This is a genomic window from Frondihabitans cladoniiphilus (assembly GCF_039544345.1).
Lineage (GTDB): Bacteria > Actinomycetota > Actinomycetes > Actinomycetales > Microbacteriaceae > Frondihabitans > Frondihabitans cladoniiphilus.
Genome location: NZ_BAABLM010000001.1, coordinates 118,802 through 137,718 on the forward strand (window position 1 = coordinate 118,802; position 18,917 = coordinate 137,718).

General features: G+C 70.6%; 17 protein-coding genes and 1 pseudogene. 12 read left to right on the forward strand and 6 right to left on the reverse strand.

The window, feature by feature from the left end; genetic code table 11:
• Positions 1 to 22 precede the first annotated feature (22 nt).
• Positions 23 to 1,435: an ABC transporter substrate-binding protein gene (locus ABEA39_RS00615; protein ID WP_345372021.1), complete on the reverse strand. Its 1,413-nt coding sequence runs from the start codon at positions 1,433 to 1,435 to the stop codon at positions 23 to 25.
• A 71-nt stretch (positions 1,436 to 1,506) separates the two neighbouring features.
• Positions 1,507 to 2,466, reverse strand: coding sequence for a sugar phosphate isomerase/epimerase family protein (locus tag ABEA39_RS00620; RefSeq protein WP_345372023.1), 960 nt, complete (start codon positions 2,464 to 2,466; stop codon positions 1,507 to 1,509).
• Between the two features lie 302 nt (positions 2,467 to 2,768).
• Between ABEA39_RS00620 and ABEA39_RS00625 the strand changes: the two genes are divergently transcribed.
• The 5 genes from ABEA39_RS00625 to ABEA39_RS00645 all read left to right on the forward strand — a co-directional run bounded on the left by ABEA39_RS00625 (position 2,769) and on the right by ABEA39_RS00645 (position 7,429).
• On the forward strand, positions 2,769 to 3,698 hold the full coding sequence (locus ABEA39_RS00625; protein WP_345372025.1) for a LysR family transcriptional regulator: 930 nt from the start codon (positions 2,769 to 2,771) through the stop codon (positions 3,696 to 3,698).
• A 207-nt stretch (positions 3,699 to 3,905) separates the two neighbouring features.
• A complete protein-coding gene (locus ABEA39_RS00630) occupies positions 3,906 to 5,192 on the forward strand; it encodes a flavin-containing monooxygenase (protein ID WP_345372027.1) in 1,287 nt (428 codons plus the stop codon).
• A complete protein-coding gene (locus ABEA39_RS00635; protein WP_345372029.1) occupies positions 5,189 to 5,599 on the forward strand; it encodes a RidA family protein in 411 nt (136 codons plus the stop codon). The genes ABEA39_RS00630 and ABEA39_RS00635 overlap by 4 nt, the downstream gene beginning before the upstream one ends.
• A complete protein-coding gene (locus ABEA39_RS00640; RefSeq protein ID WP_345372031.1) occupies positions 5,596 to 6,276 on the forward strand; it encodes a DUF1028 domain-containing protein in 681 nt (226 codons plus the stop codon). Before ABEA39_RS00635 ends, ABEA39_RS00640 begins: the two co-directional genes overlap by 4 nt.
• Complete coding sequence (locus ABEA39_RS00645; protein ID WP_425556909.1) at positions 6,269 to 7,429, forward strand: amidohydrolase; 1,161 nt, start codon at positions 6,269 to 6,271, stop codon at positions 7,427 to 7,429. The genes ABEA39_RS00640 and ABEA39_RS00645 overlap by 8 nt, the downstream gene beginning before the upstream one ends.
• Before the next feature lie 40 nt (positions 7,430 to 7,469).
• Here the strand turns inward: ABEA39_RS00645 and rraA are convergent, their stop codons facing one another.
• A complete protein-coding gene (gene rraA / locus ABEA39_RS00650) occupies positions 7,470 to 7,949 on the reverse strand; it encodes a ribonuclease E activity regulator RraA (protein WP_345372033.1) in 480 nt (159 codons plus the stop codon).
• Between the two features lie 24 nt (positions 7,950 to 7,973).
• Entirely contained in the window at positions 7,974 to 10,157 is a 2,184-nt protein-coding gene (locus ABEA39_RS00655) for a beta-glucosidase (protein ID WP_345372035.1), read from the reverse strand.
• Between the two features lie 110 nt (positions 10,158 to 10,267).
• On the opposite strand from ABEA39_RS00655, the gene ABEA39_RS00660 reads away from it, so the two are divergent.
• Positions 10,268 to 11,050 (forward strand): COG4705 family protein, encoded by a 783-nt coding sequence (locus ABEA39_RS00660; protein ID WP_345372037.1) that lies wholly within the window; start codon positions 10,268 to 10,270, stop codon positions 11,048 to 11,050.
• 128 nt (positions 11,051 to 11,178) lie between these two features.
• Positions 11,179 to 11,478, forward strand: a pseudogene (locus ABEA39_RS00665) (DUF2127 domain-containing protein); the annotation flags it as partial.
• A 43-nt stretch (positions 11,479 to 11,521) separates the two neighbouring features.
• Here the strand turns inward: ABEA39_RS00665 and yczE are convergent.
• Positions 11,522 to 12,256, reverse strand: coding sequence for a membrane protein YczE (gene yczE, locus ABEA39_RS00670; RefSeq protein ID WP_345372039.1), 735 nt, complete (start codon positions 12,254 to 12,256; stop codon positions 11,522 to 11,524).
• A gap of 78 nt (positions 12,257 to 12,334) precedes the next feature.
• Between yczE and yczR the strand changes: the two genes are divergently transcribed.
• From yczR to ABEA39_RS00695, 5 genes are all read left to right on the forward strand, one after another.
• Positions 12,335 to 13,789, forward strand: a complete 1,455-nt coding sequence (yczR, locus tag ABEA39_RS00675) for a MocR-like transcription factor YczR (RefSeq protein ID WP_345372041.1) — start codon at positions 12,335 to 12,337, stop codon at positions 13,787 to 13,789.
• Between the two features lie 221 nt (positions 13,790 to 14,010).
• Positions 14,011 to 15,579 (forward strand): cytochrome P450, encoded by a 1,569-nt coding sequence (locus ABEA39_RS00680; protein WP_345372043.1) that lies wholly within the window; start codon positions 14,011 to 14,013, stop codon positions 15,577 to 15,579.
• A gap of 59 nt (positions 15,580 to 15,638) precedes the next feature.
• The gene (locus ABEA39_RS00685; RefSeq protein WP_345372045.1) at positions 15,639 to 16,613 is read left to right on the forward strand and encodes an aldo/keto reductase; all 975 of its coding nucleotides are present in this window, start codon (positions 15,639 to 15,641) and stop codon (positions 16,611 to 16,613) included.
• A complete protein-coding gene (locus ABEA39_RS00690; RefSeq protein WP_345372047.1) occupies positions 16,610 to 17,362 on the forward strand; it encodes a creatininase family protein in 753 nt (250 codons plus the stop codon). Before ABEA39_RS00685 ends, ABEA39_RS00690 begins: the two co-directional genes overlap by 4 nt.
• Positions 17,346 to 18,458: an FUSC family protein gene (locus ABEA39_RS00695; RefSeq protein ID WP_345372049.1), complete on the forward strand. Its 1,113-nt coding sequence runs from the start codon at positions 17,346 to 17,348 to the stop codon at positions 18,456 to 18,458. Before ABEA39_RS00690 ends, ABEA39_RS00695 begins: the two co-directional genes overlap by 17 nt.
• Here the strand turns inward: ABEA39_RS00695 and ABEA39_RS00700 are convergent.
• Positions 18,455 to 18,898, reverse strand: coding sequence for a flavodoxin domain-containing protein (locus ABEA39_RS00700; protein ID WP_345372051.1), 444 nt, complete (start codon positions 18,896 to 18,898; stop codon positions 18,455 to 18,457). The two genes, ABEA39_RS00695 and ABEA39_RS00700, sit on opposite strands and share 4 nt — an antisense overlap.
• Positions 18,899 to 18,917 lie beyond the last annotated feature (19 nt).

Sequence of the window (18,917 nt, forward strand, 5' to 3'; positions counted from 1 at the left end):
GCCGGGAGGGGGTGGAGAGGTGTTACTTGACCGCGGCCTGCGCGGTGTCGATCGCCTTGAGGTCGGCGTCGAGGGTGGACGGGTTCTGCACGTAGTTCGCGACCGCCGTGTAGAGGGCCGCCTTCACGGCCGGGTCGATACTCGTGACCGGCAGCGCGACGAGGTCCTTGTTCTCGAGGAGCTGGGTGGCGACGCGCTTCGAGATCTCGTTGGGGTACGACGATGCTGCCACGGCGGTGTTCGCCGCGGTCCAGTTGCCGGTCGCGGCGATCAGCGACTGCGCCTCGGAGGAGGCCTCGTACTGGAGGAACGCCTTGGTGGCGGCGCTCTTCGAGAAGGCGGCGGTGATGGTGCCGGTGTAGCCCTCGGTGTCGGCGTACTTCGCGTCGCTCGCGGGGATCGAGAAGAAGTCCACGTCGGTGACGGGCTTCAGCGAGGTGTCGGCCGACAGCAGGATCGACGTGGCGTAGGAGCCCCACTCGAAGAGCGAGCACTTCTGCGGGGTCGTGTACATGCCGGAGCCGGAGGTCGCCATGTCGGCGGAGAGAGCGCCGGATGCACCGCCGGCGACCATGGTGGAGTCGGTGGCGATGGCGCCGAACGCCTGGAACGCCTTCTTCACCTCGGGAGAGTCCCAGGTGCCGGTGCCGTTCGACAGCGCGTTCGTGACCGTCGGGCCGGACTGCTTCAGGAGCTGGTTCAGGATCATGTACGCACCCGGCCAGCCGGTCGTCGAGCCCGAGCTCAGGCCGAGGCACCAGGGCGTCGTGCCGGTCGCGGCCTCCTTCTTGGAATAGGCCATCAGGTCGGCCCACGATCCGGTCTTCGGGCCCTTGTAGGTCTTCGCGTTGTAGTAGACCGCGTAGTTGTCGAGCATGGTCCAGATGCCGTAGTTCTTGCCGTTCACCGTGGTCGAGTCGAGGAGACCCGAGGTGAAGTTCTTGGACATGGTCGAGTCGCCCACCAGGCTGCCGATGTCGACGAGCTTGCCCTCCTTGGCGTACTGCTGGACCATGTTCAGGCTCGAGACGGCCATGACGTCCGGCGGGTTGCCGGCCTGGACGCCCGACTGGATCACCGTGGTGTAGTCCTCGGTGCCGGTGTAGTCGACCGTGATGCCGGTGGCGTCCTCGAACGGCTTGAGCGTCGCGAGGAAGCGCTCCTTCTCGGTGCCGCCGAGCGTGCCGACCATCGTGACTGTCCCGCCGATCTTCTTGCCGCCCGTGATGGTGCTCGCGCGCTTGGAGGCGGCGGCGGTGAGGGTCGACGAGAGGCCGGCGACGGATGCCGAGCTGGACGAGGAGCCGCTCGTGGAGCTGGCGCCGGCGTCGGCGCAGCCGACGAGGGCGACGGAGAGCGCACCGACGAGGGCGGTCGCCCCGAGGAGGGTGCGGCGCCGGGCCAGGCGGCCGACGGGACGGGTGAACGAGTTCATGGTGTTCCTTCCGGAGAAAGGGGAGAACGGGCTGTGTCGGACGGGGAGGAGGTGCGGGTGCGGTGGAGCGGTCAGACGGTGGCGAGGACGCCGTCGAGATGACGGATCGCTCGCCGGATCGACTCGACGGGGGTGTCGATGGCGTCGATCTCGAGGAGGACGGGATCGAGGAGGCCGGCGGACTTCATGACGGCCGCCCAGGCGGCCCAGTCGACGATTCCTTCGCCGGGCACGCGGCAGAACTCGCGATGGGCGACGTGGATGCTCTTGTCGATGGGGAGGTCCCACGACATCGGCCCGGTGGCGTCCTTCCAGTGCGCGGTGACGAGTCGGTCGGAGTGCTTGGCGGCGATGGCGACGGGGTCGCCGCCGCCGAGGACGATGTGCGCGGCGTCGGGGCAGAGCCCGACGTAGAACGGGTCCGTGGCGAGCATGAAGAGGTCGATGTCGCGCGCGGTCCACATCTGCGAGTGCGATTCGGTGTGGAGGGCGAACCGGATTCCGGCCCGCTGGCAGATCGCCCCGATCTCGTGGAAGGGGACGGCGAGTCGACTCGCGGTGGCGAGGTCGACGAACGAGGCGGTGATCGCACCCCTGGTACCCCGCAGAGGAGCGCTGCCCACCAGGGCCGTGGCGCCGACGGCGGCGAGGAAGTCGACGTAGCCGCCGACCGCCTCGAGGAGCGACGCCCGGTTCTCGGGGAGCAGAGCCACGGGGTCTTCGAGCGAGGGGAGGTAGCCGCTCACGATGGCGAGGCCCCGAGCGTCGAGTTCGGCGAGGAGCCCGGAGAGCGAGCCGTAGGCGGCGACCGCGGTCCTCCAGTCGAAGGGGGCGAACGTCACCTCGATGGCCTGGACGCCGCTGTCGGTCACGAGCGTGAGGAGGCGGTCCCAGAGCCGACGAGGGTCGCGGGCTCCGAGCTCCTTGATGTCGGCGACCGTCTCGAGACCCCAGACGGACGGGTGCCAGAACGCGAACAGATCCACGGCGTAGCGCTGCGGCTCCGTGCCGCGTGCGGTCGTCTCGTCCATGTCGCCTCCTCAGGGGAACGGCCCGGGGTGGGCCGCTCGATGACTCGGAGCCTAGAAGCGCCCGGCGGCACAATCAAAACAGAGCGAACAGATGAAGGGCATCGAAATCGGGGATGCACGGACCTCGGAAATCTGACGGCAACACGACAGAAACAATCGGCTTCGCTTGCCCCGTCTTGTGTGGCTCTCGGCGCTGATCCGCAGCCACCGACGGCTGTCGCGGTCGGCGCGTTTCGATCGCGTAAAACATCTGCAAAACAGATGAAGCGGCCCGTAAGCTCCACTTCGACGAGGGGAGAGTCGTGACTCGACGACCAGAAATCACGCTGACGCAACTGCGCTACTTCATCGAGGCGGCCCAGTGCCTCAGCATGACCCAGGCCGCCGCGCACCTGTTGGTGGCGCAGTCGGCCGTCTCGGCCGCGGTGGCGCAGCTCGAGGCGCAGGTGGGGGCCCAGCTCTTCATCCGCCAGCGTTCGAAGGGCCTCGTGCTGACAGCGGCCGGACAGCAGCTCGTGGGGGATGCGCGGGTGCTCATGGCCAATCTCGACGAGGCGCTCGACGCGGCCCGGGGTCTCGACAACCAGGTGCGCGGGACGGTCAGGCTGGCCTGCTTCGTGACCCTGGCGCCGTTCATCCTGCCGGCCATCGTGTCGCGCGTGCAGGAGGAGTATCCGCACCTCGTGGTCGAGGTCGAGGAGCTCGACTCCGAGGGGACCCGCGACGCGCTTCGGACGGGACGGGCGGAGCTCGCCGTCGGCTACGACTTCGCGTTCGGCGACGACATCCGCAAGGAGGTCGTGGGCGAGGCGCCGGCCCACATCGTCCTGCCGGTCGGGCACCCTCTGGCCGCGCGCTCCCGCATCCCGTTGCGCGAACTGGCGCGAGAGCGGATGATCCTGCTCGACCTCCCGCACAGCCGCGAGTACTTCCTGGCCATCCTCGCCGGCGTCGGGGTCGAGCCCGACATCCGTCACCGCTCCGAGAGCTACGAGACCGTGCGGTCGTTCGTGGCGCAGGGGCACGGGTTCTCGATCCTGAATCAGCGGCCGGTGAGCGACACGACCTACGACGGGCACACCGTCGTCACGCGGCCGATCGCCGACGAGGTCCCCGCCCTCTCGATGGTGCTCGCCACCCTCAAATCGGTGCGCACCACGGCCCGCGCCCGGGCCGTCGGCGAGATCATCCGGGTGGTCGTGGCGGAGCGCTCGCAGGCCCTGGCTCACTGACGTAGAAGGCGCGGTTCGCATCTGTTCGGCAGATGACACCGGAGTTCTTTCCCGAGGTGGGTGGCGGGCATCCCGCGTTTCGAGCGTGTTTCGTCACGGAGTCGCATCTGCGAATGCGATTCGATTCACCAGAGCTATCTATTTGATCGACGCTTCACGGGTCACCAGGGTGAGTGCGTACCTGTTGCCTACCCATTGGAGATCGTGATGTCGAGCGAAGAGATCGAGGTGCTCGTCGTCGGAGCCGGACAGGCCGGACTGGCGATGAGCGCCCAGCTGACCGAGCGCGGCATTCCGCACCTCGTGCTGGAGCGGGCCCGCATCGCCGAGAAGTGGCGCTCCGAGCGCTGGGACTCGCTGGTGGCCAACGGCCCCGCGTGGCACGACCGGTTCCCCGGCCTCGAGATCGCGGGGGTCGACCCGGCCGGGTTCGCCACCAAGGAGCAGGTCGCCGACTACTTCGTCGAGTACGCCGCCATGACCTCGGCTCCCATCCGCACCGGCGTCGAGGTGCTGAGCGTCGAGCGGAACGTCGGACGGCTCGGCTTCACGGTGACCACCTCCGACGGGACCATCGAGGCGCGATCGGTCGTCGCGGCCACCGGCGCCTTCCAGAAACCGGTGATCCCTGCGGTGCTGCCCGACGCCGTCGGTATGGAGCAGATCCACTCGAGCTCGTACCACCGTCCGGCGCAGTTGTCGGAGGGGGCCGTCCTCGTCGTGGGTGCCGGATCGTCCGGGGTCCAGATCGCCGACGAGATCCAGAAGTCCGGCCGCCAGGTCTACCTCTCGGTGGGCCCGCACGATCGGCCGCCGCGCAGCTATCGCGGTCAGGACTTCGTCTGGTGGCTGGGCGTCCTCGGCAAGTGGGAGGCGTCGACGCCTCCCCAGGGCGCCGAGCACGTGACCATCGCGGTGAGCGGTGCAAACGGCGGCCGGACCGTCGACTTCCGTGCCCTGGCCGCCTCCGGCATCCACCTCGTCGGTCGCACCCTCGGTCTCGAGGCGGGACTTCTCCGCTTCGGCTCGGACCTCGCCGCGAACATCGCGGGCGGCGACGCGAACTACCTGGCCCTGCTGCAGGAGGCGGACGCCTGGATCGAGCGGAACGGCCTCGACTTCCCCGAGGAGCCGGAAGCGCACGTGCTGGGTCCCGACCCCTCGTGCGTCACCGAGCCGACTCTCGCCCTGGACCTCGAGGCCGCCGGGATCCGCACCGTCGTCTGGGCCACCGGCTACACCGGTGACTACGGCTGGCTCCCCGCCTCCGCTCTCGACGACGGCGGACGACCGAAGCACCAGCGCGGGGTCTCGGCCGAGTCGGGCCTCTACTTCCTCGGGCTGCCCTGGCAGTCCCGTCGCGGCTCGTCGTTCATCTGGGGCGTCTGGCACGACGCGACGTACCTGGCCGACCAGATCGCGATCCAGCGCGGCTACCTCGTCGAGCTCGGAATCGCGCCCGGCATCCCCCTCACCACAGGAGTTACCTCATGACGACGCACACCCGCATCCGCCCGTTCAACACCCGCGATACCTACCCCGAGCAGAACCTCGACAACGACCTCTGCCAGGCCGTCGTCGCCGGGGGAGTCGTCTACCTGCGCGGCCAGATCGGGCAGGACCTCGACACCCGCGAGTCCGTCGGCATCGGCGACGTCGAGGCCCAGGCGGAGAAGGCCATGGCCAACATCGCGATGCTCCTCGACGAGGCCGGGTCGAGCCTCGACGACATCGTCAAGGTGACGGTGTACCTCGTCGACGTGCGCTACCGCGAGATCGTCTACCGGGTCATGGGTCGATGGCTCACGGGCGTCCACCCGGTCTCCACGGGCATCATCGTGTCGGCACTCGCCCGGCCCGAGTGGCTGGTCGAGATCGACGCGACCGCCGTCCTGTCATGACCTTCTCCCTCGGCGTGCGAGATCCCGAGACCGGGGCATTCGGCTCGGTGATCGCGTCGTCGTCGCCGTCCGTCGCAGCGCGCTGCGTCCATCTGCGCGACGGTGTGGGCGTGGTGCACACCCAGAACGTCACCGATCCGCGGCTCGGGCCGGCGCTGCTCGACCTCCTCGAGTCGGGGCTCGAAGCGGGGGATGCCCTGGCCGCCCTCCTCGCCGCGGAGACCGCCACGGAGTTCCGCCAGCTCACCGTCGTCGACTCGGCCGGGCGGACGGCGCTGCACTCGGGCGAGCGTTCGCTCGGGATCGTCGCCTCCTGGAGGCCGTCCGCAGGCGACGCGGTGGCCGCAGGGAACATGCTGGCCACCGACGCCGTGCCCCGTCGACTCGTCGAGGGGTTCGATTCCGCTTCCGGGCCCCTCGAACGACGCCTGCTGGCCGGGCTCGCCGCCGCACTCGCCGAAGGCGGCGAGGCCGGGCCGATCCACTCGGCCGGCCTGTCGGTGGTGACCGACGCCGGCTGGCGGGTCACCGATCTGCGGGTCGACTGGAGCGAGGATCCGGTCGGCGACCTGGGGCGCCTGCTCGACGTCTGGCTGCCGCAGCGTGACGACTACGTCCTGCGGGCGCTCGATCCGGCCCGTTCGCCGGGCTACGGGGTGCCCGGTGACGATCGCTGACCCGTCGCAGGCCGGAGTCGGTCGCGCGCGGGCGCACCTCGCCGGCGTGGTCGACGGGGAGCTGGACTCGCTGGTGGCCCTCTCGGAGACCATCCACGCGCATCCCGAGACCGCGTGGGAGGAGCACCGCGCCGCGGCCTGGGTCGCCGACGCCCTGGCCACAGCCGGGTTCGAGGCGCGCACCGGGGCCTTCGGGCTCGAGACCTCCGTCCACGCCACGGTCGGCAGTGGATCCCGCCGGGTCGGGCTCGTCGCGGAGTACGACGCGCTGCCGGGCCTCGGCCACGCCTGCGGCCACAACCTCATCGCTGCCACCGCCGTCGGGGCGGCTCGGGCCCTGGCTTCGGTCGCGGACGAGTTCGACCTCACCGTCGAGGTGTACGGCACCCCGGCGGAAGAGGGCGGGGGCGGGAAGATCCGGATGCTCGAGCAGGGGGCCTTCGCGGGCCTCGACCTCGCCATGATGACGCACCCGGGGCCGGTCGACGTGGCGCGAGCACGACCCTTCGCCGTGACGCACTCGCATGTCGCCTACGACGGGGTGTCCGCCCACGCGGGGGCCTACCCCGATCGCGGAGTGAACGCCAACGACGCGTTCGTCGTGGCCCAGGTCGCGATCGGACTCCTTCGGCAGCAGCTGCCCGAGGACACGCGCGTGCACGGGATCCAGACGCTCGGCGGCTCGGCCCCCAACGCCATCCCGGCGCGGACGGAGGGGCGCTGGTACGTGCGCGCTGCGTCGCTGACCGAGCTCGAGGCCGTCGAGCGCCGCGTCGCGAACTGCTTCGAGGCGGGCGCCCTGGCGAGCGGGACGACGCTGACCATCACGCCGGAGAGCGAACCCTACGACGCGTTCCGCACCGACGAGGCGGCCCTCGCGGCGTGGGAGAGGAACGCCGTCCTGCTGGGACGCCCGTCGTCGACCGACGAGAGTGCCTCGAGGATGGCCCGGGCGTCCACCGACATGGGCAACGTGAGTCAGGTCGTGCGGGCGATCCACCCCTACGTCGGAATCGAGACGCGGGGCGCCAGCAACCACCAGCCGGAGTTCGCGGCCGCGTGCGTGGGAGCGTCGGCGAACGCGGCCCTCCGCGACGGCGCCGTCGGGCTGGCCTGGACGGCGCTCGACGTGCTCGGGCGGCCGGGAGCCTGACAGCTCGCGGAGTCGACCCGGAGGAGCCGTGCGGGCGTCGTCAGGCGGGCAGCACCACGATCCCGTCCTCGTCGGAGTAGAGCGTGTCGCCGGGGCGGAACGTGACGCCGCCGAACGTGACCGGCACGTCTCTTGCGCCCACCCGCTCCTTCTTGCTCTTCCGCGGGTTGCTGCCCAGGGCCTTGAGCCCGATGTCGATCGTGGCGAGTACGGCGACGTCGCGCATGCAGCCGTTGATCACGATGCCCTCCCAGCCGTTCCGGGCGGCGAGGCCGGCCATGTCGTCGCCCATCAGCGCGACGTGCAGCGAGCCGCTGCCGTCCACGACCACGACTCGCCCCGCCCCCGGCTCGTTCAGGGCTTCGCGCAGCAGCGTGTTGTCCTCGAACGTCTCGATCGTGACGATCGTGCCGGTGAAGGCGCGCCGCCCGCCGAGCTGCCGGAGCTGGAGGTCGCACGACGCGACGTCGAAGCCTTCGGCATCGGCGAGATCGTTCGTGGACCAGTCGTCGGTGGTCATGCGCGCCTCCGGGGGTTCTGCGGGTCAGGCCAGGGTAGCGGCGGCGAGTTCGACCGTGAAGGCCGGGCCCGACGCGTCGCGAGCGTCGGCCCCGATCCGGAGCGAGTACGTGCCGCCGGCGATCCGGAAGGCCCCGGCGGAGACGTCCCACCGCGCGAGCAAGCGCGGGTCGACGACGAGCCGGACCGACCGACGCTCGCCGGCTTCGAGCTCCACGCGAGCGAACGCGCCGAGCCGCCAGACGAAGTCGTCGCCCGAGGCTCCCGAAGCGCCCGACGCCCGCGACACGTACAGCTGCGGCACGGCGGCGCCGGCTCGCGCGCCCGTGTTGGTGACCGTCACGTCGACCGTCACGGCGGTCTTGTCGACCCGGGCCACGACGTCCGACACGGCGAAGGTCGTGTATGACAGGCCGTGACCGAAGGCGAACCGGGGCTCGAGCCCCTCGCGGTCGTACCAGCGGTACCCGACGTCGCTGCCCTCGATGTCGTAGTCGACGTCGAAGATCTCGCCCCGTCGCTCCTCGCCGGGGTTCGACGTGGTGGTCGTGGGGTCGTTCTGCTCGGGGCGGGGGAGCTGGCTCTGGCTGCGCGGGAACGAGACCGGCAGGTGCCCGGAGGGGTTCACCCGGCCGAACAGCACGCCCGCGATCGCCGGGCCACCGCCCGATCCCGGGTAGAACGCAGCGATGATCGCGGGCACCTCGTCGGCCCACGGCATCGTGATCGGGCCGCCCGACTCGACGACCACGACGACGTGGGAGTTCACGGCTGCGACGGCGGAGATGAGCTCCTCCTGCCCGTCGGGGAGGCCGAGGCCCGACGCGTCCAGGCCCTCGCTCCGCCACTCGTCGGCGACCAGGATCACGACGTCGGCTTCCCTCGCGGCCGCGAGTGTGGCATCCCTGTCGCTGCCGTCCTGGAACGTGACGCCCGAGGTGCGCGCCTCGGCCCGGATCGCCCGCACGATCGACGACGGCTGGTACACCTTGGGCGTCTGCATGCCCATGACGTCGGTTCCGTCGAGGACGAGGCTTCCGATCGGGGTGACGGACGACGAGCCGCCGCCGGAGAGGACTCCGGCGTCGGCGTGGGGGCCGACGACGAGGATCTTCGGGAGAGCCTGGGGCAGCGGCAGCATCCCACCGTCGTTCTTCACCAGCACGAGACCGCGTTCGGCCGAGCGCTGGGCGATCAGGTCGTCGGCCGAGTAGTCGACGGCCCCGTCGGTCGTCGGCGGCGCATCGATCACCCCGAGGGCGAAGAGCGTGCGGAGCTGGCGGTGGAGCATGTCGTCGACGCGAGCGGCGTCGACCCGGCCCGCTGCGACGGCGTCACGGAGCGGCTGCCCGAAGAACGGCTCGGGGTCGAGGTTCGCCCCCGACTGCACGTCGAGACCGGCGTTCGCGGCCGCCTCGGTGCTGTGGGTCGCACCCCAGTCCGCCATGACCCAGCCCCGGAAGCCCCAGTCGCCCTTCAGGACGTCGCTGATGAGGTGCGCGTTCTCGGTGGCGTAGTGGCCGTTGATCTGGTTGTAGCCGGGCATGATCGCGCCGGGCCGACCCTCTTCGATGCCGATCTGGAAGGCCAGCAGGTCGGATTCGCGGAGGGCGGCCTCGCCCAGCACCGAGTTCGCCATGACGCGCCCGGTCTCCTGCGAGTTGACGGCGAAGTGCTTCATGGTCGAGACGACGCCCTCCGACTGGATGCCGGCCACCGAGGCTCCCGCGATCAGGCCGGTGAGCAGCGGGTCTTCGGAGACGTACTCGAAGTTGCGACCGCCGGTCGCCTCCCGCACGATGTTCGCGCCGCCGGCCAGCTGCACCGAGAAGCCCTTCGCTCGGGCCTGACGCCCGACGACGGCTCCGGTCTCACGCGCGGTCTCGACGTCGAAGGAGGCTCCGAGCAGCAGCGACGAGGGCAGCGCGGTGGCGTTGTCGCCGGGCCGGACCTCGCCGAGGTTGCTCACGCCCAGGCTGGCGTCGCTCTGCTGCATCGCGGGGATGCCGAGGCGCTCGATCGCCGGGTAGTAGGCGGCCGAACCGATCGCCTCCGCGGGCAGCGGCGCGCCACCCGGCATCGGGATCGCCATGGGCCCCGAGATCCACGACCACTTCTCGTCGTCCGTCATGGCCTCGACGACGAGTCGGGCTCGGTCGTCGGGGGAGAGGGCGGGGTCGGACCAGGGATGCACGGGGGAGCTGCTCATGGATTCGTTCTACTCGGCACCCCGAGGAGAATGCCCACCATTGGTAGGTATTTTCGGTGGCAGGCCCGCGTCTGGGTGATTTCTTGGAAGGAAGCGGGGATGCTCGGCTCATGACCCGGACCCTGCTCCCGACCCCGGCCTCCAAAGTCCCCGAGGTCTCCGTCCTGTTCTGGATCGTCAAGGTCCTCACCACCGGCGCGGGCGAGACGAGCTCGGACTTCCTGGTCACGCACGTCGAACCGGTGCTCGGCGTCGGCGTCGGCTTCGTCCTCTTCGTGGTCGCGATGACCCTCCAGTTCCGCGCCAAACGGTACATCCCCACCGTGTACTGGTTCGCCGTGGTCATGGTGAGCGTCTTCGGCACGATGTGCGCCGACGTGCTCCACGTCGGGCTCGACGTGCCGTACGCCGTCTCCGCGCCCGCCTTCGCCGTGATCCTGGCCGTCGTCTTCGTCCTCTGGCGTCGAAGCGAGGGCACGCTCTCGATCCACAGCATCGTCACGCGACGACGCGAGGTCTTCTACTGGGTGGCGGTCCTCGCCACCTTCGCGCTCGGCACCGCGACGGGCGACCTCACCGCGTCGACCCTCCACGTCGGGTACCTCGCCTCCGGGATCCTGTTCGCCGTGGTGATCTGCATCCCCCTCGTCGGGTACACGCTCGGCCGCTTCGGCGCGGTCTTCGCGTTCTGGTTCGCCTACGTCGTCACCCGCCCGCTCGGCGCCTCGTTCGCCGACTGGATGGGCGTCGAGCCGAACCGCGGCGGTCTCGGCTGGGGGACCGGGCCGGTCAGCCTCGTGCTGCTGGTGGTCATCGGCGCGCTGGTGGCCGTGCTCTCGGTGCAGCGGGCGCGACGCGTGGTCGGCAGGGCCTCCCGGGTCCTCGCCCCGTGACCAGCCTGCAGACGCCGCCCGCGGCGGTGGCGCCCGTCTCGTCGCCGAAGCGGGGCCTGCTCGACCTCGTGTTCCGCTGGGGCGTGGTGGCCAAGGGCGTGTACGGCCTCGGCGAGGTCCTGGCCGGCGTGTTCCTGATCGTCGTCAGTCCGGCGTCCGTGCAGGGCTGGGCGTCGTTCCTGACGCAGCAGCGGTTGAGCCAGGACCCCGACGACTTCCTGTCCCACAGCCTCGTGCACCTGGTCGCGGGGCTGACGGCATCGGCGATGACCTTCGCCGCCGTCTACCTGCTGGTCCACGGCCTCGTGAAGATCGGGCTCCTCCTCGCCGTGCTCACCGAGCGCTACCGCGTCTACCCCTGGGCGATCGGCATCCTGATCGCGTTCATCGGCTATCAGGCCTACGAACTCGTGGTGCATTACTCGATCGGACTGCTGATACTGACGCTCTTCGACGCCGCCATCGTGGTGCTCACGGTGCGCGAGTACCGGCACCGTCCGACCCGGCAGGCCTTGAGCCCGTCTCTCGATCTCTCGTCTCCCGGTCTCCGGCCCGAGCCGGAGGGCTCCACGGAAACCGGACGAACAGGGGCATGAGCCGACCGACGATCGGACCGACGGCGAACGCCGCCACCACCGTGCCGACCCCCACGTCGCCCCCGAGCAGCCAGCCGCCGGCGACGACGGACAGCTCGATGGCGGTCCGCGCCGCCCAGATCGGCCAGCCGAAGCGCTCGTGCAGCCCGACCATCAGGCCGTCCCGAGCCCCCGTGCCGAGTCCGGCGCCGATGTAGCAGGCCGTCGCGACCCCGAGCAGCAGCAACCCGGCGACGAACAGGAGGATGCGCGCCCCGAGCCCCGCAGGCGTCGGCACCACGGCCAGGGTCGCGTCGGCCGCCGGGCCGATGATCAGCGTGTTCAGCAGGGTCCCGATTCCGGGCCTCTGCCGCAGCGGGATCCAGGCGAGGAGGATCACGAAGCTCGACAGCAGCGTGATCGTGCCGAACGACCAGGGCAGGAGCCGCTCCAACCCCTCGGTGAGGACCGTCCACGACGAGACGCCCACGACCGCGCGCACCATCAGGGCGGTGGCGACCCCGTAGAGGCCGACGCCGACGAGCAACTGCAGCACGCGGGCGCCGAGGTGGGCGCGGCGGACGGCTGTCGTCCGGGTCGGGGTGGGTTCGAGCATCCTCGTCGCCGTCATGTCGTCGCCTTGTGCATGAGGCGATCCAATCGCGCTATTGGCCCTTCCGTCGAGAGCCAATTCCGCTACGGTGGCCGCATGGCCTCCGTCACCCCCACCCTCAGCGCCCGCGCCGCAGCCCTCCTCCTGGCGCACTGGCGCGAAGGCCGCCTCTCGTCGCCGGCCTACGACGCGCTCGCCGACGCGATCCGCATGCTCGTCATCGACGGCCGCATCTCGCTCGGCGCGCGGCTTCCGGCCGAGAGGGCCCTCGCGGACGCGCTCGGCCTCAGCCGCACGACGATCGCCAACGCCTACGCGCGGCTGCGGGAGGACGGCTTCCTCGAGAGCCTCCGCGGTTCGGGCAGCGTGGTCCGGCTCCCCGCCTCGCTCGCCGGACGTCCCGACCCCGACGCGCTCTCCGGGCCCGTGAGCGAGGGGGCCGGGTTGCTCGACCTCCGCAAGGCCGTTCTGCATGCGGCCTCCGGCGTCGCCGAAGCCACCGAGCGGGCGATGCGGCACCTGCCGGCGGCGCTCGCCGACAGCGGGTACGACACCGTCGGCGACCCGGGGCTGCGGGCCGCCATCGCCGACCGGTACACGGCGCGGGGCCTGCCCACTCGGCCCGACGAGATCATGGTGACGCTCGGCGCGCAGCACGCCATCTCGCTGCTCGCCCGAACCCTGATCGGCCGGGGCGACGGCGTGCTCATCGAGTCGCCGACCTACCCGCACGCCCACGAGGCGTTCCGGGCAGCGGGCGGCCGAATGGTGTCCGTGCCGGTCGACGCCGACCACGGCTGGGACCTCGCCGCCCTGACCACGGCCATCCGACGGACGGCGCCGGCCGTCGCCTATGTCATGCCCGACCTGCACAACCCGACCGGCGCCACCATGACGCCCCAGGGTCGCGAGGTGCTGCTGCGCGAGGCGGGGGATGCCGGAACCCTCGTCATCGCGGACGAGACGATGGGCGAGCTCCGCATCGACGGCGGGATCCAGCCGCCCCTCGCCGCTCTCGGCCCGGCCGTCCTGATCGGCTCCTCCGGCAAGAACTTCTGGGGTGGTCTCCGGATCGGCTGGATCCGGGCCGACCGGCCACTGCTCCAGCGGTTGGTACTCGCTCGTCCGACCGGCGACCTGGGCACCCCCGTGCTCGAGCAGCTCATCGTGCGCGAACTCGTCCCGCTGACCGATGCGATCCTGGAGGAGCGGCGTCGGCACCTTCGCGAAGGCCGGGACCACCTCGTGGGCGAGCTCCGGTCCCGACTGCCCGAGTGGCACGTCCCGTCGCCGGCGGGCGGTCTGACGACGTGGGTGAATCTCGGCCGGCCCGTGTCGAGCGCACTCGTGCTGGCGACCCGGTCCGAGGGGGTCGCCCTGGCCTCGGGCGGGGTGTTCGGGCCGGAGGGCGGGTTCGAGCGGTTCCTGCGGCTCCCCTTCAGCGGTGGACAGGCCGATCGGGAACGCCTCGTGGGCGCCCTCGAACGGGCCTGGCGGCGAGTCGGCACGCTGGAGACGTCGGGAAGCCCGTCGATGGCGGCGGTGGTGTGACGTCCGTTCCCGTGCTCGATATCGTGCAAATGTATTGAACCGAATACCAATTAACCTCAACGGGTATTCGATGCAATACCGGCCGGGCCTGAATATAGAAAAGTTCGTTTTCATTTAGCCTTTGAGCTTGACCGGAGCGATCTGCGAGCGGTGGAATGGCTCTCGGCAGCCGACGCTCGAGAGAGCCGGCCCCCGTTTTCAATGAGGAAAGGCGACGGCAGATGACCACGACCACCGACACCCCCGCTCCGACCGACGCGAGCGATCTCGTCGGCCCCGCTTGCCCGTATCACGAGCTCGTCAACGCCGCCGGTGGCAAGGCCATGGATCCCGCCGTCTTCGCGTCGATGATGCAGGCGCACGCCTCGCTCGGGGTGACGACGCCGGAGGTGCACGCCTCGCTCGGGGTGACGACGCCGCAGGCCGAGACGGGTGGGGCGTCCGCCGCCGCCGACGTGCCGGCCGACGACGCCACCGCACCCCGCGAACCGGGCGAGCCGGTCGACGAACCCCGCCCCACACCTCCCCTCGACCTGACGCTCTACTACGACCCGCTGTCGTACGCGGTCTACGACCACCCGTACGACACCTACAAGCGTCTGCGCGATTCGGCCCCCGTCTACTACAACGCCGACCGCGAGATCTACGTGGTCTCGCGCTACGACGACGTCCGAGCCGGCCTCGCCAACGACACGCAGCTCGTGAACGGTCTCGGCAACGACATCGACGGCAGCCACAACTCGTACGGCGAGGGGCTCCTCGTCGCGCAGGATCCCCCTCGTCACACGGCCCTCCGGGCGGCCGTCCGCCGTACCTTCGCCGCCCGCGAGATCATCGCGAAGGAGGACGGCGTCCGCGAGTTCGCCCGGTCGCTCCTGAAAGACCTGCACGAGTCCGGGTCGGGCGACTTCACGAGCGGCTACGCGCTGCCGATGTCGCTCGGCATGGGCATCTCGCTGATCGGCTCGCCGCGGGAGGACAACACGGCGCTCGTCGAGCACATGTGGCGGGCGATGGAGCGCACGGTCGGCAAGTTCGGCGTGCCGGCCGACGCCGAGGCCGCCAACGGCGAGACGGAAGAGCTGATCGCCCAGCGGTTCGCCGCGCGCCGCGCCGAGATCGAGAACGGTGCCGACTCGTCGAGCTCGGACGCCTACACGCAGATCCTGCTGGCCTCGCAGAAGGGCAAGGTCTACGACTCCGAGCAGGACGGCCTCGCGCACCTCGTGCTCTCCGCGGCGAGCGACGCTCCGGCGGCACTCATGTCGAACATCGTCTACGTGCTCGACAAGTTCCCGAAGCTGCAGGGCTATCTCCGCGAGAACCCCGACCGGATCCCGGCCTTCATCGAGGAGACGCTCCGCTACGAGACCCCCGGGCAGAACCTCTCCCGCCAGACGACGGAGGAGATCACGATCGCGGGCGTCACCATCCCCGCGGACTCCCGAGTCGTCTTCCTGCAGGGCTCGGCCAACCGCGACGAGCGGGTGTACCCGGACCCCGACGTCTTCGACATCGGGCGCGAGTTCACGCCGAAGAACCGCATCATGTCGTTCGGCGAGGGCATCCACGCCTGCATGGGCGCACCGTTCGCCCGCCTCGCGGCCAAGGTCACGGTGGAGGAGCTGCTGAAGGGGCCGGACATCCGCATCGTCGGCCAGCCCGAGCGCTGGGTGAAGCAGATGGTGCGCGGCTTCTCGAAGCTGCCGGTGGAGTTCGCCGAGCCCGGCAGCGGGGTCGTCCACCAGCACTTCACCCTTGCCAACGTGCACAATCCGCACGCGTCCTGACCACGCGCCCTCCCTTCGCGCACCGCGCCCTCACGACCTCACGAAAGAAAAGGAACCACATGCACTACCGCAGCTTCGGCCGCACCGGTTGGAACGTCAGCGAGATCTCGTTCGGGGCCTGGCAGCTCGGCGGCCAATGGGGCGCCGTCGACGACGAGGAGTCGATCGCCACCCTGCTGGAGTCCTACGAGGCCGGCATCAACTTCGTCGACACCGCGCAGATGTACGGCGTCGGCCACAGTGAAGAGGTCGTGGGGGAGTCGCTCCGTCGCTGGCAGGGCGACAAGGTCTACGTGGCCACGAAGATCCAGCCGACCGTCTGGCCGAGCGCCGACGAGGACGACCCGACGATGCGCGGTCGCTACCCCGAATGGCACCTGCGCCAGGGCGTCGACGCGGCACTCCAGCGTCTCGGCGTCGAGCGGCTCGACCTGCTCCAGCTCCACGGCTGGTTCAGATCCGGCGTGGACGAACTCGACTGGCTCGAGACCCTGAACGCCCTGCGGGTCGAAGGCAAGGTCGACAAGATCGGCGTCTCCATTCGCGACTACCGCCCCGACGAGGGCGTCGACATCGCCGAACTGGGCCTCATCGACTCGATCCAGGTCATCTACAACCTCTTCGAGCAGCGTCCCCGCGACGAGCTCTTCCCGGCCGGCGCCCGTTCCAAGACGGCGTTCATCGACCGGGTCGCCTTCGACTCGGGCTCCCTCGGCGGTCTCTGGACCCCCGAGACCTACGACCAGTGGGAGGACGGCTCGCAGCAGAAGGAGATGTTCCGGGGCGAGCGCTTCACCGAGACGCTCGAGCGCGTCGAGGCGCTCAAGAAGCTCGTCGCGCCGTTCTACTCGTCGCTCGCCGAGGCCGCCATCAAATACGTGCTCTCCAGCCCGGAGGTCTCCACGGTCATCGCCGGCATGAGCAACAGCCGGAACGTCCAGCGCAACGTGTCGTACTCCGACGGAGAACCGTTCCCGCAGGAGCTCCTCGACCAGTTGGCCGAGCACAACTGGCCGCGGAACTACTACAAGTGAGCGACGCGACCCCGGCCCCGGCCTCTCGCGAGGTGCGGGCCGAGCTCCTGGCCCCGTCCGAGCTCGACGCCGCCCTCGCCGAGGCCCCGGTGGCGTACCTGCCGCTCGGCAGTCTCGAGTTCCACGGCCCGCACCTGCCGATCGGCCTCGACTCGCTCAACGCGCACGGCGTCTGCGTCGGCGCCGCCCAGCGCTTCGGCGGCATCGTGCTGCCCACGGTCTACCAGGGCCTCGGCGGCGGCCACACCGCCTACCCCTGGACCATCATGGTCGAGGCCCCCTACGGCGTCGTCGCGCACCTGACGACGACGCTCACCCGCCTCGAGGAGTTCGGCGTGAAGACGGCCGTCGTCTTCACCGGCCACTTCGCCGACGAGCAGCTGGCGATGGTCGACGCCCTCGCGGCGACCTGGAACGAGGGCGAGCGGGGGATGCACGTACTCGCGTCCGGCGTGAACCGCTGCGACACCGCCCCGCTGGCCCCCGACCACGCGGGAGTCTTCGAGACGACCCTGCTGGCCGCCATCGCCCCGGAACTCGTGCACCTCGACCTCCTGCCGAGTGCCGCCGAGCATCCCGCGATCGATCCCTCCGGCGACGTCGCCGGCCCTCAGCGGCACGATCCGTCGCATCCGCTCTGGGGCGTCTTCGGTCCGGACCCCCGCGGTGCCGACCTCGGCCTCGCCCCGGCCCTCTACGATCATCTCGTGGAGTGGCTCGGCGGTCTGGTACGTGACGGAGCCCGCTAGCACCCGCTCCGGGCTCCTGCGCGACCAGGCCCGCCGTCTCGTCACGCTGGGCCCCGCGCAGGACGACCACTGGGCGGCGCTGCGGGTGGGCACGAGCGTGGCCGTCCCGTCGCTGGCGCTCCTGGCGGCGGGCCGCCCCGACCTCCTGATCTACGTCGTGTTCGGCGCGTTCACCGGCATGTATGGGCGGGCCGAGACGCATCCGCGGCGCCTGACGCATCAGCTCCTCGCCGCCGTCATGCTCGTCGGGGGAGTCGCCGTGGGCGTCGGCCTGTCGGTCGCGCAATCGGCCCACCGCGCCGACCTCTGGACCCTCGTGCTCGTCGAGGCGCTGTTCGCCGGCGTGATGTCGCTGCACTCCAGCCGATCGCAGTTGCGCCCCGCCGGTCCGTTCTTCGGGCTGTTCGCGCTGGGGGCGTGCGCGTCGGTGCCGCTCTCGGTCTCGGCAGGCACGGCGATCGGACTGGCGGCGGCGGCGTCGGTGTTCTCGATGCTGGTCGGTGCGGCGGGCTGGGTGCGGGGTCGGCCCGGTGACGGCGGAGTCCGCGTCGAGGCGGTGGTCCGGGCATCCCCCGCTCACCCTTCGGCGAGGGTGCGCGACGAGGCCCGCCGCTTCGTGGGCTTCCGGGTCGACGCGGTGTCGTACCTGGTCGCCGTCGCGGTCGCCGGTGGGCTGAGTGTCGCCACGGGCATCGGGCATCCGCACTGGGCGATGGCCGCCGCCGCCGTGCCGCTCGCCGCAGTCGGGATCTCGCACCGGATCACCCGTGGGCTCCATCGAATCGTCGGCACGCTGGCCGGGCTCGTCGTGGCGGGCCTCGTGCTGGTGCCGTGGGGGCCCGTGGATCCACTGGTGCTCGGGCTGCTGGTGGTCGTGCTGCAGTTCCCGACCGAGTACTTCATGACCCGGCACTACGGGCTCGCGCTGGTGTGGTTCACGCCGCTGATCCTGATCATGACGCAGCTCGCGCATCCCGCCTCGCCGGTCACGCTGCTGCGCGACCGGGCGATCGAGACCACCGGCGGGGCGGTCGTGGGGATGCTCGTGGCCGTCGCGTCGTCGTGGTTCGCCCGGCGCGCGACCGAGGAGCGCTAGGCGGGCTCGAGCACGCCCTGCAGCCAGGCGAGGGCGTTGTCGTTCGGAAGCGAGCCGTCGCTGGCGTCGTGCCGGCCGTACTCGCCGACGCGGGTGGCGCCCAAGGCGGTCAGCTTCTCGTCGATGATCTCGCTGCCGTGGCTGTAGGTCTCGTAGCTGGAGTCGCCGAGGCCGAAGATCGAGTAGCGGATGCCGGTCAGATCCGGCTTCTCCTCGTCGAGCGCCTCGCCGAACGGGCGCGCGCTCGAGGGGAGCTCGCCGTCGCCGTGGGTGGAGCAGACGACGAGGTAGTAGTTCTCCGGGTCGAAGTCGGCGAGGTCGAAGTCGCTCATGTCGAACGCCTCCACCTCGCGGTCGCCGCTGATCTCGTCGACGAGGTCGTCGGCGACCATCTCGGCGTTGCCGGACTCGGTTCCGTAGAGGATGACGGTCTTGGACATTCTGGTTCTCCTGGGGGTG

What these genes read in the sequence shown, in the direction of transcription:
- ABEA39_RS00685 (WP_345372045.1), top strand. Translation starts at nt 15,639, where the DNA reads ATGCACTACCGCAGCTTCGGCCGCACCGGTTGGAACGTCAGCGAGATC.
- ABEA39_RS00620 (WP_345372023.1), bottom strand. Translation starts at nt 2,466, where the DNA reads ATGGACGAGACGACCGCACGCGGCACGGAGCCGCAGCGCTACGCCGTG.
- ABEA39_RS00700 (WP_345372051.1), bottom strand. Translation starts at nt 18,898, where the DNA reads ATGTCCAAGACCGTCATCCTCTACGGAACCGAGTCCGGCAACGCCGAG.
- ABEA39_RS00660 (WP_345372037.1), top strand. Translation starts at nt 10,268, where the DNA reads ATGACCCGGACCCTGCTCCCGACCCCGGCCTCCAAAGTCCCCGAGGTC.
- ABEA39_RS00635 (WP_345372029.1), top strand. Translation starts at nt 5,189, where the DNA reads ATGACGACGCACACCCGCATCCGCCCGTTCAACACCCGCGATACCTAC.
- yczR (WP_345372041.1), top strand. Translation starts at nt 12,335, where the DNA reads ATGGCCTCCGTCACCCCCACCCTCAGCGCCCGCGCCGCAGCCCTCCTC.
- rraA (WP_345372033.1), bottom strand. Translation starts at nt 7,949, where the DNA reads ATGACCACCGACGACTGGTCCACGAACGATCTCGCCGATGCCGAAGGC.
- ABEA39_RS00655 (WP_345372035.1), bottom strand. Translation starts at nt 10,157, where the DNA reads ATGAGCAGCTCCCCCGTGCATCCCTGGTCCGACCCCGCCCTCTCCCCC.
- yczE (WP_345372039.1), bottom strand. Translation starts at nt 12,256, where the DNA reads ATGACGGCGACGAGGATGCTCGAACCCACCCCGACCCGGACGACAGCC.
- ABEA39_RS00680 (WP_345372043.1), top strand. Translation starts at nt 14,011, where the DNA reads ATGACCACGACCACCGACACCCCCGCTCCGACCGACGCGAGCGATCTC.
- ABEA39_RS00615 (WP_345372021.1), bottom strand. Translation starts at nt 1,435, where the DNA reads ATGAACTCGTTCACCCGTCCCGTCGGCCGCCTGGCCCGGCGCCGCACC.
- ABEA39_RS00640 (WP_345372031.1), top strand. Translation starts at nt 5,596, where the DNA reads ATGACCTTCTCCCTCGGCGTGCGAGATCCCGAGACCGGGGCATTCGGC.
- ABEA39_RS00630 (WP_345372027.1), top strand. Translation starts at nt 3,906, where the DNA reads ATGTCGAGCGAAGAGATCGAGGTGCTCGTCGTCGGAGCCGGACAGGCC.